This is a genomic window from Mycobacterium riyadhense (genome assembly GCF_963853645.1).
In the GTDB taxonomy this organism is placed as follows: Bacteria; Actinomycetota; Actinomycetes; order Mycobacteriales; family Mycobacteriaceae; genus Mycobacterium; species Mycobacterium riyadhense.
The window spans coordinates 4109857-4125778 of record NZ_OY970456.1; the positions used below are offsets into that span (position 1 = coordinate 4109857).

Annotated in this window: 10 protein-coding genes and 1 pseudogene; 5 read left to right on the top strand and 6 right to left on the bottom strand. The window is 62.5% G+C overall.

Annotated elements, in window-relative coordinates:
* The first annotated feature begins 144 nt into the window (after nucleotides 1-144).
* The 3 genes from AADZ78_RS18120 (at nucleotide 145) to AADZ78_RS29180 (ending at nucleotide 1566) form a co-directional block, all read left to right on the top strand.
* Nucleotides 145-720 (top strand): hypothetical protein, encoded by a 576-nt coding sequence (locus AADZ78_RS18120; RefSeq protein WP_139828729.1) that lies wholly within the window; start codon nucleotides 145-147, stop codon nucleotides 718-720.
* 144 nt (nucleotides 721-864) lie between these two features.
* Nucleotides 865-1266, top strand: coding sequence for a hypothetical protein (locus AADZ78_RS18125; RefSeq protein ID WP_085250741.1), 402 nt, complete (start codon nucleotides 865-867; stop codon nucleotides 1264-1266).
* 54 nt (nucleotides 1267-1320) lie between these two features.
* Nucleotides 1321-1566, top strand: coding sequence for a hypothetical protein (locus tag AADZ78_RS29180; RefSeq protein WP_139828730.1), 246 nt, complete (start codon nucleotides 1321-1323; stop codon nucleotides 1564-1566).
* On the opposite strand, the gene AADZ78_RS18135 is transcribed toward AADZ78_RS29180, so the two are convergent.
* Both AADZ78_RS18135 and AADZ78_RS18140 read right to left on the bottom strand, forming a co-directional pair.
* Nucleotides 1563-2966 (bottom strand): mechanosensitive ion channel domain-containing protein, encoded by a 1404-nt coding sequence (locus AADZ78_RS18135; RefSeq protein ID WP_085250742.1) that lies wholly within the window; start codon nucleotides 2964-2966, stop codon nucleotides 1563-1565. The two genes, AADZ78_RS29180 and AADZ78_RS18135, sit on opposite strands and share 4 nt — an antisense overlap.
* Complete coding sequence (locus AADZ78_RS18140; protein WP_372510560.1) at nucleotides 2963-5035, bottom strand: adenylate/guanylate cyclase domain-containing protein; 2073 nt, start codon at nucleotides 5033-5035, stop codon at nucleotides 2963-2965. The genes AADZ78_RS18135 and AADZ78_RS18140 overlap by 4 nt, the downstream gene beginning before the upstream one ends.
* A 322-nt stretch (nucleotides 5036-5357) precedes the next feature.
* Here AADZ78_RS18140 and AADZ78_RS18145 point away from each other — a divergent pair, with 322 nt between their 5' ends.
* On the top strand, nucleotides 5358-6068 hold the full coding sequence (locus AADZ78_RS18145) for a zf-HC2 domain-containing protein (RefSeq protein WP_085250743.1): 711 nt from the start codon (nucleotides 5358-5360) through the stop codon (nucleotides 6066-6068).
* On the opposite strand, the pseudogene AADZ78_RS18150 reads toward AADZ78_RS18145, so the two are convergent.
* Nucleotides 6021-8332, bottom strand: a pseudogene (locus tag AADZ78_RS18150) (heavy metal translocating P-type ATPase); the annotation flags it as partial. The gene AADZ78_RS18145 and the pseudogene AADZ78_RS18150 sit on opposite strands and share 48 nt — an antisense overlap.
* Before the next feature lie 108 nt (nucleotides 8333-8440).
* On the opposite strand from AADZ78_RS18150, the gene sigC reads away from it, so the two are divergent.
* Nucleotides 8441-9004, top strand: coding sequence for an RNA polymerase sigma factor SigC (sigC, locus tag AADZ78_RS18155; protein ID WP_085250745.1), 564 nt, complete (start codon nucleotides 8441-8443; stop codon nucleotides 9002-9004).
* Nucleotides 9005-9887: 883 nt separating this feature from the next.
* On the opposite strand, the gene AADZ78_RS18160 is transcribed toward sigC, so the two are convergent.
* Genes AADZ78_RS18160 through fadD10 form a run of 3 tightly spaced genes read right to left on the bottom strand, consistent with a single transcriptional unit; the run spans nucleotide 9888 to nucleotide 15922 of the window.
* A complete protein-coding gene (locus AADZ78_RS18160) occupies nucleotides 9888-14072 on the bottom strand; it encodes an AMP-binding protein (protein WP_169726304.1) in 4185 nt (1394 codons plus the stop codon).
* A gap of 10 nt (nucleotides 14073-14082) precedes the next feature.
* Nucleotides 14083-14328 (bottom strand): acyl carrier protein, encoded by a 246-nt coding sequence (locus AADZ78_RS18165; protein ID WP_085250748.1) that lies wholly within the window; start codon nucleotides 14326-14328, stop codon nucleotides 14083-14085.
* Complete coding sequence (fadD10, locus tag AADZ78_RS18170) at nucleotides 14321-15922, bottom strand: fatty acid--CoA ligase FadD10 (RefSeq protein WP_085250749.1); 1602 nt, start codon at nucleotides 15920-15922, stop codon at nucleotides 14321-14323. The genes AADZ78_RS18165 and fadD10 overlap by 8 nt, the downstream gene beginning before the upstream one ends.

Below are 15922 nucleotides of genomic sequence, written 5' to 3' on the forward strand. Positions count from 1 at the left end.
GCCCAGGCTGCCGGATTTGCTGTAGGCGAAGACCTTTCGGTTGCCGATCGCTCTACGGGTGGCGCGGCCGCCGTACCCGCCCGGCAAGCCCAAGCGGAAGCATTCTCGGTTGACATCGCTCAGCGCGCCGCTCAACTGGTTGAGTTGGATCAGCAAGTTGCGGGCAAGATCAGCGCCGCCCTAACAGGCATAGCCGACATCAGCTTCGACAACGCGGCACCCGTTTCACCGACGCCAACGCCCACTGGGCACAACGGAATCCAACTCGTCGATTGGAAGCAAACACCCGAGCCAAAGCTTCCACCGGGGCCAACAGCACAAGATATCCGTGGCGCGATCAAAGACCTGCCTCAGGGCACAAAGCCTTCGTTCCTGGAAGTCCGAAGTGAAGAAGGTCTGCGTGAGTTCTGGGAGTGGCTAAGCCGAGATGCCAGGGAATACACTTCAACTAAGCCATATCGAGGTGGGACGGGCATCGAACGTCAGCTTTCTGACGGAACGATTGTCAGGATTGGTGAGAGTTCAAACCACGGTTCGACAATGGACAGAACCCTCCCGAACAATGAACACGTCAAGCTGCACGTCAATACCGCCAGGGGCGGCGAGCTGAATTTCCCGAAGGCCTCCAGAATCGACACCGCACCCGGTCCAACCGCCACCCAGTCATCACCATCCGCCAGTGCTCGGCAAAGACGAACTGCCGGACCTAGCCGAATTTGAACCCGGATAAGGGATTTCGGATAGCGAGCCAGCAACGCCAGCTGAGGCGGCTCCCTGGATGAGCAGACCGCATGGAGGCACCATTGCACGACGCTTTGCAACAATACTGTTAAGCCACGAACTAGACCGGCGGGTGATGAGCGAATGAACACGGCACGCGAAAGAGCACGCGATGAAGTCCTGACCGACGGACTCATCGATTGGGTCAGTCTCAGCCGGGTTAATTGGCAAGTGATACAACATTATCCGACTGCGCACCTTTCGGAAGTACAGAACGAAACCCTTGAGTTGGTTCGGTCGATGGCCGCTGAGGGGCTCATCGAACTGGGAGAGATGTCAAATGATGATGGTCGTTTTGTAGCCTGGGACGAACCGCTCGAAAGGTCGATGCAGAGAATCTACGAAGCCTACGTCACACACCATGACAACAGGTTGGGATGGGTGCATCGCTACTGGCTCAACCTGACAGACAAAGGCAGGCAACTCATACTCTCGACCGAGGAAGGACAGCGGGTCGCGCGTGCAGAGAAAGAAAGACTGAGGTAGATACAGGATGCCGAGCATGGCTGAAGCTTCAGATCACGCGTCTTGCAGCAGCCAATGAATACCGCGCAATGCGCGAAAGTCGTCGTCGGCACCCTTGAGGTGCAGGCCCTCCCGCCGCACGGCATACCAGATCCACCGCAGAAACGTTGCTTTGGCGGCCCGTTCGTCGGCGGCGAGTCCAGCCCGATCGTCGTGCAGTATTCGGCGTCGCCGAGGGCTTTCGACGTTGGTATGTCCCCGGCCAGTAGCTGCGGCAGCGCGCGGCCAACGCGGGTCAGCATCACGCCACTGCGCCCCTAACCCACTCGCTCTCGCCGAATTACCCGCTGCGCCTTGGCTTGTCGTTCGTCGATAAGTCGGCCCAATTCTTGCAGCAGGATCGGCTTGCTCATGACGACCTGCTCGAGGTGCTCGCGATCGATCTGTAGGACAGTCACCTCCTCCAGCGCCACGGCGCCGGTAGGGTTGGGCTGCCGAGTCAGCGCGGTCACCCCCAGCATTGCGCCCTTGTGGAGGGTAGCGAGGGCAACAACCGAACCGTCCTCGATCGTCGCCGTGAGCCGAACACTGCCAGCGACGATAAAGGTCATCCCGCTTGGGACCACACCTGCGTGTTGCACGATTTCGTCGGTGCCGTACCGCAGCACCCTGCCGTACGGAGCCAGTGACTGCTGATCGCTCAGGCTCAGCCGCAGCTCGGGCCCAACCACCGTGCGCAATGCGGTTTGCACACGTTCGGGGGTCGAGAAGTCGTCGTCGGCCTCATCCAGGTGGAGCTCGTCACGTCGCGCGGCGTACCAGACCCATCGCAGGAACGTTGCCTGCGTAGCGCCCTCGTCGGCGGGTGACTTCAGCCTGACCGTGGTTCGGTACTCACCACCCCCCAGGGCAACGGTGGTGGGCACGACACCAGACTTGAGTTGCGGTAGCCCGCCGGCAGCCCTGGTGAGCATCGCGCACACCTTGTCGGGGGAGTCGGCCGAGGCAAATTTGGTCGTGATTGAGCATTTGTGCGAGCCGACCGGCCGGCTGAGATTCGTGAACGAAGTGGTGGCAAGCATCGAGTTGGGTGTGATCCGCAACCCGGCGCCGGTCTCGATGTGTACGGCGCGCCAGTTCACCTCCACGACCCGACCCCGCCCGGTGGGCGTGTCCAGCCAATCATCCATCCGGAATGGCTGCTCGAACAGCATGAATAGGCCAGACACGATCTGGCCGACGGAGTTTTGCAGCATCAGGCCGATGACGACCGAGGTGACGCCCAGCGCGGTGAACAACCCCGCGACCCGAACGCCCCAGATATACGACAGGATCATCGCCAGGCCAATGCCGATCAACCCGAACCGGGCGACATCGAGGAAGATGGTGGGCAGCCGCTTGCGCCAACTCTCTTGGGGCGCAGCCTGAAACACCGTGGCATTGAGCCCGGACAGCAACAGCACCAGCACCATGAACCCGAAGACCGTGGTGAGGATCCGCACCGTAACGTCCCCGGCCGGCACTTGCGATGCCTTGACCAGCAACAGCAACAGCGCCCCGAGCGGCAACAGATAGTTGCGCAGCAGGCTTACCTGTCTGGCGAGGTGGCTGTTCCTGCGGACGAGCATGCGGTGTAGCTCGGTGAGAACGATCAGCCCAATGGGTAATCCAACCGCGATGCCGACCGCCCAGTAGAACCACGACGAATGGAAGATATTCATGGTCGCTCCACCAACTGGTAGATCGGCTCTTCCGATCCTTCGACCGAGATCGTGCCCGCCGGCGTGAATTTCCGAACGTCGCGCATCGCTTCGTACACTTGCGCGGTGACGTAAATGCCGGGCTGGGGTGAGCCACTGTGCATTTGATAGGCCAGACTCACCGCGGCACCCCACATGTCGTAGACAACGCTGGATTGGCCGACCAGCCCGCTGGTCACGTCCCCGGTGTTGATGCCGACCCGCAGTCGCAGGTCGTAGCCGGTTTGGCTGTTGAAACGATCGATGATGCGCCGCATCTCGAGGGCGAAGTCGACGGTTCGGGGAATGTTGTCCAGCCGCGGGGTCGTTACTCCGCAGCTGGCGAGGTAGCCGTTGTGCAAAGTGCGGATTCTTTCGACACCGAGATGTTCTGCGGCCGAATCGAACTGCCGCACCAATTCGTCGACGATCCCGACAAGTTCGTTACCTGACAGACCGCTGGAAACTTCGTCGAGACCCACGATGTCTGCGAACAGTACAGCGACGTCGTGGTGTTCCTGTGCGATCGCTGTTTCTCCATCGCGGTAGCGCTGAACGACCTGCTCGGGCATCATCGACAGCAATAGCCGATCGTTCTCCCTGCGCTGCTCATTGAGCAGCTCCTCTTTGATTTCCAGGTTTCGGCTCATCTCATTGAAAGCCGCTGTGAGATCCCCGATTTCGTCGCGCGACCGGACGGGGATGGTGACGTCGTAGTCACCGGCGCTGATCCGCTGCGTACCGGCCTCAAGCCGCCGGATCGGGCGCACCATCGCTTGGGCGACCAGCATCGACGCCACACAAATGACGAATATCATCGCCACCGTGACCAAGATCAGCGCCCTGCTGAACGACGCGACGGCCGCGAACGCCTGCGAAGTATCTCGCGTTGCCAGGATCGACCAGTGCAGGTCGGAGTTCGGCACGGTCAACGGCGCATAGGCCTCAAGCTCATGATTACCCGTGTAATCGGTGTCCGAGACGGTACCCGTCTGTCCGCGTTGGGCGGCACGCAGACCTTCGCTGGCAACGGGTTGCAGTAGGGTCGTGCCGCCGATTTGAACCGCGCGGTTCGCTACGTCCGCGGGTGTGCCGGCAGCTACCGCCTCTCGTTGGTATTCCTTGGGATTTTCCAGGAAAAGCCGAGAATCCGAACGCATCAGACGGTCTGGGCCGGCCAGAAACGTCTCGGTTCCGGCGCCCATGCCAGCGGATTGCCATTGCTTGTCGGCGGTCATGATCCTGTTGATCTTGGCGATTGGCAACGGCAGCGCGAGGACGCCCTCAGTTTTGCCGCCAGCCTCGACCGGCGCCACCAACCACGCGGTCGGCACGTCGAGTTGCGGCTGATATGCCTTGAAGTCGGTGATCCAGGTGAAGTCAACAGCGTTGGCGCCCAACGCCTTCAGATAAGCATCGCGCAGATTGGATTCCCGATACGGGCCCGTCAAGATGTTGGTGCCGAGGTCGGGGTCTTTGCTCAGGCTGTAGACGATGTTGCCCCTGGTATCCAACAGCACCGCATCGTCGTAATCGAACCGCGTGACGATTTCGCGGAAGTAGCCGTTGAATTGCTCATTCGCGGCCGACCAGGCGCTGCCGTCGCCGGCGTCGTCGAGCCGCATCGAGTCTTCGTCGGAAGTGAACGGTGCGGTGTAGTGCGCCTGGAGGTACTTCTGTGCGGGACTGGTCGGCAGCAGGGCGGTGATGTCCAGTTTTTCACCGGTTGCGCGTTCGACCGGCTTGATCAGTTGGTTGTCGTAGTAGTTGACGATGGCCTGCTGCTGCGCAGGGCTGATCGTTGCGTCGGCCAGTTGATCAAAGCCGGCAGTGAACTGCGCGACGGCATCCACCACGGTCAACCCCCGGGCGTAAATGACCAGCGAGTTTGTCAGGTCGGAAAACAGCGTCTCTACGGCCCGCTTCTGGGACTCGCGCAACTCCGTCAACCGCTCGTACGCCGCCGCAGTGAGCGAGCTGCGGCCGGATTGATAGACGACGATCACAATCGCCGCAACGGAGAAGATGCTCGACAGCAACAACAGGACCATGAGCTTGGATTGAATGCTTGCTCGGAAATGCGGGCGGCGTCGCCGCTCGAGTTTCGGGCTCTTCTGGGCCGGCGCCGCTTCGGCCTGCGGTACCGACTCTGTGGTTGGCTCACCCAATGTCAATCGGCTGCCCTCCCGGTGGGGGTCTGTGACTTCTCCACGATGCACGGATCACACGGCAGCCTAGCGCCGACACACAGCGGAACTGGCAATTGCCGAGAATGTGCGTGACCGGACCGGTCAACTGGTCTTTTTAGACCTTGGACCAAGCAGCCGGGGTCTGAGCGGGAACATTCCGTCGGTCCTGCGCGACTATAGAGGGGTGTATTGCGAGGTGGCCCGCGAAGCGCTCTCGGCTCGACTCGACGGCGAGCGAGAGCCGGTACCCGCGGCACGCGTCGATGAGCACCTCGATGAGTGCGCCGCCTGCCGCACTTGGTTCGATCAGGCGGCTAGCCAAGCTCGCGATCTGCGTCGGTTGGTCCAGTCCCGCCCCGTTATTGCGCCTCTTGGCCCCCTCACGGTCAAGCGAGTGCCGCCGCGGCGAGGCCTACGGATAACGTGGCAGCGTTGGGCACTGCTGTGCGTGGGCATCGCACAAATCGCGCTGGCGACGGTGCAGGGGTTTGGCCTCAGCGTCGGGCTGACACAGCATCACGCAATGAGTTCTGGCAACCACCTGCTCAACGAATCCACATCCTGGTCGATTGCACTCGGTGCGGTCATGGTGGGTGCGGCCTTGTGGCCGGGTGCCGCGGCGGGCCTTGCGGGTGTCTTGACGGTCTTTGTCGGTGTCCTGACGGTCTATGTTGTCGTGGATGCAACGTCCGGGTCCGTCACGATCACGCGGATGTTGACCCACGTCCCGGTGGTAATCGGCGCGCTCCTTGCAATCCTGGTGTGGCGCAGCAGCGCCGCGCCGCGACCGGCGCCGGACGGGGTCGTGGCCGAGCCCGATATCGTCTTGCCTCAGAACGCATCCCGTGGCCGACGGCGCGGCCATCTGTGGCCCACCGACGGGTCGGCGGCCTAGCCATAGCTGCTGCCAAAGTTCCGCAACCGCAGGCTGTTTGAGACGACAAAGAACGACGAGAACGCCATAGCCGCACCGGCTACCACGGGATTGAGCAGTCCGGCCGCGGCAATGGGTACAGCGGCAATGTTATAGCCGAACGCCCAGACCATGTTCATCCTGATGGTGCGCATCGTAGCGGCGGCCAAGTCAAGCGCCAGCGGCACGACGTCGAGATTGTCGCGGACCAAAATGATGTCGGCGGCGCTAATCGCGACGTCGGTGCCGCGCCCGATGGCCATGCCCAGGTCGGCGCATGCAAGCGCCGGCCCATCGTTGATGCCGTCGCCGACCATGGCGACCACCCGGCCGCGATCCCGCAGCTGCTCTATGACCTCAACCTTGCCTTCGGGCAAGATGTCGGCGATTACCTCATCGATACCGACGTGAGCGCCCACGGCGGCCGCCGATGCTGGATTGTCGCCGGTCAACAGCACAGTGCGAAAGCCGCGATCGTGTAGTGCCGCGACCGCATCGGCCGCCGAGTCCTTGACCGCGTCAGCCACCGCGATGACCCCGCACAGTTCACCGTCGACCTCGACGAACATCGTTGTCTCACCCCGTGATTCGGCATCGCGCCGAGCCGCGACCAGCGGTGCCGGGGTGCCCGTGGAAGCGATCCATGACGGCTTACCCACCCGCACCACACGTCCGGCCACGGTGCCGCAGACTCCGCGGCCGGCGACCGCGCGGAAGTCGACGACGGGTTCTCGATGGGCTGTCGAGACCGGGATGGCTGCAGCGATTGCCAGCGCGACGGCGTGCTCGGAGGCCGCTTCCACAGTCGCGGCCAATTCGAGCACCTGGTCGACATGCCAGCCCGGCGCGGCCACCACCGAGCTAACCGTCAACTGGCCGGTCGTCAAGGTGCCGGTCTTGTCGAACACGACGGTGTCGACGGCGCGGGTGGCTTCCAGCGACGTATAACCCTTGAGAAATATTCCGAGCTGGGCGCCGCGACCGGACGCCACCATCATGGCAGTCGGGGTCGCCAGTCCCAGTGCGCACGGACAGGCGATGACGAGTACGGCGAGCCCGGCCGAAAATGCCCGGTCGAGTTCACCCCCGGCGATGAGCCATCCGACGGTGGTGACCACAGCGATGGCGAATACACAGGAAACGAATACCGCGGCGATCCGATCCGCCAACCGCTGCGCGTTGGCCTTCTGCACCTGCGCCTGCTCGACCAGTCGGACCATACCGGCGAACTGAGTGTCGGCACCCACCGCGGCGGCCTCCACGATCAGCCTGCCATCGAGCACTGCCGTGCCACCAATGACCTTTGCCCCGGGATCCACCCGCAGCGGCTTTGCTTCACCGGTCATGGCACTCATGTCCACCGCGGCCGACCCTTCGACGACCAGGCCGTCGGCGGCGATCGTCTGCCCTGGACGTACCACGAAGCGGTGCTGCTCTTTGAGTTCGTCAACCGGGATGACCATTTCGGACCCGTCGGGCTGCAGGACGGCGACATCCTTCGCGCTCAACGCGGCCAGGGCCCGCAACGCACCACCTGCCTTCGACTTGGCGCGGGCTTCGAAAAACCGTCCCGCCAGCACGAATACCGTGACACCCGCGGCGACCTCGAAGTAGATGGCGTCGCTACCCAGTAGCGCCTGCCATATGCCGCTACGGTCGGCGGACCGGTGGCCGCCGAAAACGGTGTATAGCGACCACGTCGTGGCGGCGGTGATACCGACCGAGATCAGTGTCTCCATGGAGGCGCTGCCGGAGTGCGCGTTTTGTAGCGCGACTCGATGGAACGGCCACGCCGCCCAGATAACAACCGGAAGGGCCAGCGCCGTCAGCACCCACCCCCAGCCGTTGAACCGGGTATCGGGAACCACCGCGAACATCACCGACAGATCGGCCAGTGGCACGAAGAGTATGGCTGCGACGGTCAACCGGAGCAGCAGGTATCGCGCGTGATCGGCGTCGGGATCGCGCTCGTCCCCAACGCCGGCCACCCGCGGCTCGGCCCGATAGCCCAACCGTTGAATCGCCTCGCACAATGCGGCCGTCTGCGCGCCGTCGGCGGCGTCGATCGTTGCCACTCGGGTGGCGAAGTTCACAGATGCCCGGACCTCCGGCAGCTTGTTGAGCGCCCTCTCGATCCGCTTGGCGCACGCGGCGCAGGACATCCCGCTGACCTCGAGTTGTACCCGCTGGAGGCGCACGGAATGCTCGTCAGATGCCACCGTCACAGACCGGGCAATGGCCGACATCGTGGCTGTTCACCTCCTGTAATCCCGAGCCCACCTAAATAAAGTCGTCACGGCCTGGCCACGAGTTCCCAACGCGTTCTCGCCAGTTATCGCCTACCCTCACTATCCGTGACAAGCAGCGGCGACGATGACCAAATTACTCACCTGGCAAAAGCCGCCGGACACGGTGACCGCGCCGCGCTGTCGCAATTCATCGAGGCCACCCAGCGCGATGTGTGGCGCACGGTCGCCTATCTCGCTGATCCGACCAGCGCCGACGATCTGACTCAGGAAACGTTTCTGCGGGCGATCCGTTCTTTGCCGCGCTTCAGCGGCCGATCTACCGCTCGGACGTGGCTGCTGTCGATCGCCCGGCGCGTGGTCGTCGACCAGATCCGCCACAACAGAAGCAGGCCCCGCACCGCCTACGTGGCAGACCTCGACAACGCGCTCCGGCACGGCCATCGCTCCAGTCGGATCGAGAACATGGTGGAAATCCGTATGCTGCTTGACGGACTGGAATCGGAACGCCGTGAAGCCATGGTCCTCACTCAGGTCTTGGGCCTCTCCTACGCCGAAGCAGCAGAGGTCTGTGGATGTCCCATCGGCACAATCCGGTCCCGGGTGGCACGGGCCCGCAGCGATCTATTGCGGGCGGCCAACGAGGACGAAGATGCCGGGTCGGCATCGTAATGTCGATGATCGAGGTCATCATGATCTTGCCGCGGCGGCGGTCGGTTTGACTGTATCCGGCGATGAGGCGCTGGTAGACGCTCCAGGGCCGGGGTCAAGTCGACGGCTTGACTCACGAAGACTGCCCGCGAAATGCCCTCGGTGCCTCACGTAAGAGTCCCCGCGAAATGGTGATCGTCGTGGGGCTGGTTGGCGTCTGTGGCTGAGCATGAGCCGTAGCAATACGTGGCCGCACGCATAACAGCCCCCCTCCCAGGGGATCGGGTGTGGGACCAAGCCGGCGCCCGGCAGCGTAGCGCCGTTGATTCAACACGCGCCAGACTTCCCGGACGTCCCCAGTCCGCAGACAGCCCGCAGAGCGCTCGTCAGTTGCGATTATCAACAGTAACGTCCCACAGTGAACGCCATTAGCGACAACCTGGGTCGGCCACTCGGCTGCAACGGATTTGTCGCTCTGAGGCGGGCACAACGCGACATCCCGGGACAGGGGACAGTTGTGACAAATGTGGCGATTCAGAAGTCAGGCCCCGGAATACATCGCCACCCGGAGTTGTATTGCTGCCGTATGCTAGTCGGCCGCAACAGGGTAGGCGACGTAGCGGCCGACCGAAACTTGTTGCACCGCTTGGTGTGCACTGCTGAGCAATTCCTGACTTGGCTCACGATGAGTAATCCGGAAGTGCCGCGAGTCCATGCTCCCCAGTGTGGTCAACGGTCGCCTGCACGAAACATGTTGGTGCTCACCATTGTTCAAATGTCGAGATTGGCCACAGCGCAGCCACGAGCGCGAGATCGTCCTCCGGACCTCGGCGACCTGGCCGCATACGCCATCGTCTTGTGCACCAATTTGAGCCAATTCGGGTTACACGGCACCATGTTTCAGTCACTGTAAACATCCGTGTGCTAGCACGGCCCGAACCGATTCTGGTGCCGCGTCCAGTTCGACGACGGATTGGACGCCGAGGGCTAGGGTGGGGCAATCCGCCAGGTATTCCGCGTAAGAGCGGGTACCCAGTCTCTTGCCCAGGCCGACCCAGGCATCCACCACCGACCACCTTCGCGGATTTCTTGTCGCCCAATCGCTTTCATCCAATCGATACTTCCACTCCTCGGCATCGAGTTCGTCGAGCGCGTACCCGCCGAGAAACTCTGCATACGCAACGGCCGCACCGCGTACCACGGTGATTCCGCGTCCCAGCTCAGCCGAGCCTGCCAACTCCGGCAACAAGCCCAAGATTGCCTTCGCCGCGGCTCGGCCAGTGGTGACCTCTTCGGTCAACGTCACGGAAGGATAGGCCCGCAACGCGATACAGGCGTCAACGATCGAGACCAGAATGTCGGCGGAATCGCGCACTTGATAGTCCGCGCCAAGGATCCGGGGCAGGCGCACGATGGTGAAATCGAGCGTCTGCGGTGATCCGGCCACGACCAGCTCCGCGAGTGACTTGGAGGCCGCGTAGGGATACGGCGCATCCCGGGGGTCGGTGACTCGGGGCGCGGTGACATCCCCATTGACGACGAACGTCGACAACTGCACCAACCGCGTACCACGATTCGCGCAGGCCTCGGTGATCGTGGAAACGAGCTCTACGTTTGCCAACCGAAGTTCGCGGTACGGCACGAGCACGTTGGTATTGCCGATGCAGTTTATGAGGGTTCGAGCGCCAGTGTCGCGGATCAGGGCGTCGAGTTCTTCTGGACCAAACTCGGGAGATACCCGTTCGATCCGTATCCCATCAACGCTCCGCAGAGCCGTCCATGGATCGCGTTCGGGGAGTTGTGATCTCGCGACCAAGACCACCTCGGGGCACGTCCCTGCGGACCGTTTCAGGTCGAGGACCGCCTGGGCAAATCCGGTGCCAAGAATTCCCGACGCGCCCAGCACGACGATTGCCTGTGGTCGGCGGCCGGTCGGGGGCCGGTTGACGCTCAACTCCGAAAGGGGACGCCGCTGCCCCAACAACGCGAGATCGCGTTCTATCGCGCCAGCTGTATCAACGTCCAACCATGCATCGGCTGTCGAGGCGCTACCAACCAGGTTGGCGGCGGTATCAGCGCTGATCAGATCCAGAAGCGACAGGTGCCGATGCAAGTACCTGCGAGTTTCGGGGAGGATTCTGATGAGCTCCAACGAGCCGATGCCCTCGTCGAGCAGCGACGAGTCCGGCCGGATCGCCCTCCCGAGGTGTCGACTCCAAACTTGCGCGAGACCGGCCGCTTGCTCGCCCGATTCGGCGTCGTTTCGCACAGCGTCCACAAACTGAGACGGCGTCGGTAGGTTGTCGCTGTCAATCTTTCCGTTGGGCTTTCTCGGGATACTCGGCACGCCGACCACGAAAAACGAAGGCACTCCTAAGCTCACGAGAATGCGCCGGATACGAGCCGCTGCCGCACTGTCTTCGGCGCCTTCGCGCGTGCGCTGAGTTTCGAACCACACCCCGAGACCAACCTTGTGTGGCTCGACGGCGACATCGGATACCGCGTGATCCTCGAAGATTCGCCTAGCTGCTTCCGCGGTGTCGACTCGCTTGCCGGAGATCTTGACGATGGCGTCTTTGCGTCCGGAGAAGACCGGATGGCCGCTATCAAGATTGTCATCAACGGTCACACGGTCGGCGGTGGCGAACGCGCGCCGTCGCGAACCATCGGTGGTCGTCACGGCACCGAAGCTGGTGCTGTCGATTCCGAGATAGCCGGCGGAGACCAGATCCCCTACGATGACGACTTCACCAAAGGCGATGAACACCGTGTTGGGCACTAGTGGCCGGCCTAGCCTGAGTCGAGCGCGGCCCGCAACAGTGGTCCCATCGCAGACGATCGGCAAATAGGTGACGGCGACTGTGGCCTCCGTCGGACCATACGTCGAGACAAGCGAGACACCTTGTGAAGCACCGGATTCGATCCACTTGTCGACGGCGCTGGGGCGGATGGCTTCACCACCGATGACGATCTGGCGGAGGCGAGACCGGCGGATTGCGTTAATCGCGTCGCCGTCGTCACACAACAGATGCCACACCGCGGTTGGCAGATCGATGACTGTCGGCCTCTTAGCGACGAAATCGTGTGCCAGCGCCTGCAGGTCGCCCGTTTTCATCGCGGTGGATCGGACCAGGTTTGATCCGCAGCCTGCGCCGCCAAAGATCTCTTCGACGCTGATGTCCGACGTCAAAGGCGCGCATTGAAGGATGGTGTCGTGTCGCCCCCATCCATACGCACGTCGCACTGCGTCGCAAAAGAGCGCGAGCGACCCGTGTGAGATTCCCACCAGCTTGGGTGGACCGGTCGTCCCCGAGGTCGGCATGATGTACGCCGTCTTGGTGGCGAGCAGGGGGTCTTGTATCACCTGTTCGATGCGCCCGTCCACGAGCTGGCGTAGCTCGCCATCCAGAACCACCGCCAGCCCGGTAGCAGCCACGTTGATGATGTGCGTTGTAATGCCGTCGCCGTGAACGGCGATCGCATCGGCTCGTAAGTGAAGTTCGTCGGCGGTGTCGCAGACGCTGTATCCGCAGCCGGCAAGGTGGCACGCGATCAGGAGGTCGATGGTCCTGTCGGTGTTGTCGTCTGTGAACACCAGGACGTCACCGGGCATGGCGCCGTTGCGCACCAACCAGGCCACCCACGGGTAGACGTAGCAACGGATTTCAAGAAATTGGTCGACATCCCGTGCGGGATTAAGGAACCACGCAGGCGCCGGCGGCTGCTCTGTCTGGGTTGCCCAATCACCTTGGCGGAGAGCACCGTCGGGACCGATCCCGAACCATTCGTTGACGGTCATAGCGATCGGGTTATGCCACATCGCCGTCATTGATTCCAATGCCGTAGCGATCCGTTCTGCGACCCTCGGGTGCGTCTTTCTCTCCGGCAGATCTGCCCTGTTCCAGATGGCCAGGTTCAGGGTGCGCCGGTCTTCGTCGAGAACACACGCCACGGTCCTGCCCTCAACCGGACCGATATCCGTCGCAACCGGTTCCTCCGACAAGAACGGTCGCAGGCCGGGTGCGCACGGCTCCCGGATGAAATTGAGCGTCAACGCGTCAACGTGCGATGTCCGATTGATCGCCAAATACATCCGGCGGTACTGCTCTTCGCGAAGCCACCGGCGTCTTACTGCCTTGACATAGCCCCGGTCAACCATCCGAACGACCTCCGCTACCGACGCAAACGGCGAAAACCGGACCGCGTGCGCGACCGAGTTGACGAGGCAAGTCGCGACATTCAGATCGGCATCTCCGAACCGGTTGTCCACTGCGTGCACTAACAGGCTCTCGGTGCTCTGCCGAAGGCTCGCGTCGACCGCTACTGCCGCCGCGGCAACCAGCACGTTGAGTGGGACCTGCTTCGCCTCCGAGAGGGTGCTGATCGCATCAAAGGCGGTGCCGCAGATGCGCACCGATTCGTGAAGGACGCCCGTGGCCGCGGTCCCAGGACCGTCGTTTGCGCCTTGACCATTGCCGCTCTGGCGTGCCTCGTCGGCGAGCTCACGCTGCACGACCTCGGCGAGGCGCGGTAACGATTCCTCCACCCTGGTCGACTCGCGACGGTGTGCCTCGGCTAGTTGCATTAGACCCTGGGCAGCACAAGGGATCTCGTCCTGGTTTCCGGCTGCGAGGTATCGTGCCAGATCGGTCTCGATGATTCCTGTCGCGCCGCCGTCAAGCAGGATGTGGTGAGTGTGGACGTCGAGGCCCGACACATAGTCACTCCCGTCGGTCCGCACGGTATAGCGCACGAGTGGCTTGGCAATGATGTCAGGAGACCACATGCGCTGGACCTCGTCAGCACCGCGGTCTGTGTGGTCCTCGTCGCCTGACCGCACCCGCACGATGTCGCCGAACTGCAGCCGCAGCACGAGCTCTGGATAGTCAATCCCCGTCGGGGGCGCCTCGAGAACGCAGAGTTGCACCGGGTTCTTGAGTATCGTTACGTGCAAGGCACCCAGGAATCCGGACAGCTCCAGCGGGTGGAACCGATAGCTCTTGCCGATCAGATACAAGGCGGGATCGCTATCCTGTAGCACCCCGTTGTAGATGTTCTGTTGCGACCTACTTAAGGGAACTCGATGCACGCGACCTTCTTCAGGCACGGTCACCTAGGTCCTCCAGCTCCCGAACCCAGTCCGCAATCGACAGGTTCTCCGCCAATCGGGATGGCAGCTCGGATTCTCGGTTCACGCCGAGCCGCTTCATCAGCAGAACGAAGCGAACAGAGTCCAGCCCGAGATCCCGGAGATCCGTTGCGTCGCCGTCAAAGAGATCCGACTCTGCGATGTACAACACCTCGCAGACGGCAGCGAGGACCCTATCCCTTACCGTCTCAGTCACGAACGGCCACTTCGGCTTTCACTGCATTCATCGCCGCTGCCAGTGATGTGCGCATGACCTTGCCGGACTGCGTTCGTGGGATATCAGCGACGATCACGATCGTCGATGGCCGAGCCATCGACTCTGACTCACGCCGATAACTAGCCGCAATGCGTTGCTTGAGCTGGATCGCCGCCGGCTCGTCCAGCTCTGCCGACGGGACTACCGCCAAACCGACCAGCGCCCCGAACTCCGCATCAGGTATTTCGTAGCACGCGGCCTCGTGGACGCCCGGAACGCCTGCGGCGATGCGATCGACCTCGTCGGGCACAATGTTGACGCCACCGGAGATGATCATCTCCGAGGATCTTCCCTTGATGTAGAAGAACCCGTCCTCGTGGCGCTCCAGAAGGTCGCCGGTGTTCACCCATCCGTCGACCAAGACCTGTTGGGTGCGTTCTGGATTGTTCCAGTACCCCAACATATTTGCCGGCGACTTAATCCACAGCGTCCCGAACGAGGCCGAACGGCCAGCGCCTGGGTGGGTGGGTCCACTGCGGTCTTCAGCGGCTAGATAGACCTCCACGCCAGGGTACGGACGTCCTACCGCGCCCGCCTCGATTTTGGCGATTGAGCCGTCATCGGTCGGCAGACACAAGGCGGTGCAGCCCGTTTCGCTCAAGCCGTAGACCTGCGCGGTGCGGATGCCGGCAGCTTCGATGAATTCCACATCGGCCGCGATGGCCCGCGAACCACCGTAGCCGACGAGTCGTAGCGACGCCGGAACCGTTGCGTTTGCGGACTTGAGTTCGGAAACGAGTTTCGAAAGAAGGGTTGGAACCAGGCACGTCGTCGCGACCGCGTTCTCGTGGAGAATCTGCATCAGGGAAGATGTGTTCTCGCCCCCGGTGACACACAACGCCCCGTGCATCAGACAGGTAAGTATCCACCATAGTCCGCCGATATGCGTCGCCGGCAAAGGCGAGTAAGTGGTTTCGCCGACGACCCAGGTGATCCAGTTCAAACCCTCTTTCCGTAAAATATCCGGGACGGCAAAAAAGGTGCGATTGGCCAGCAGTACCGCCTTCGGCTCGCCTGTGGTACCGCTCGTGAAAATCATCGCCAGCGCGTCATTGGCGCCCCGATCTGGGTTTCCGGCAAGACAATCCGCACTTGAGAGTTGAGCGGAATCCCTTGCGCCAGCGGCGATATCGACCGTAATCGCCGGTATCGAACGGAGTGCTTCGGGCAGCGAGGAAGATCCGATGCTGCTGCCCGGCGCGACGAGAATCGCGCGAGGGTCAGTGATCTGACAGAAGCGTTCGATGGTCGCCGGCGGAAGGTTGCCGTCCACCATGACCGCGATCGCCCCGAGCTTTGCGCAGGCCAGCACGCACAGGTATGTCTCAGGCCCGTTGTCCGAAATAACAAGTACCCGGGATCCACGCGACACCGACTGAGCACCGAGACTGGCGGCAAGCCGGCCCGCTTCGGCAACGAGTTCGGAGTACCGAAGCGCGCTAGTGCCATCGCAGCGACGCAGGGCCGTTGCCTCCGGCCGCTGCCGCGCCTGCTCAAGGATCCGTTCCAGCACGGTAGGCGGTAAGTGAGACAT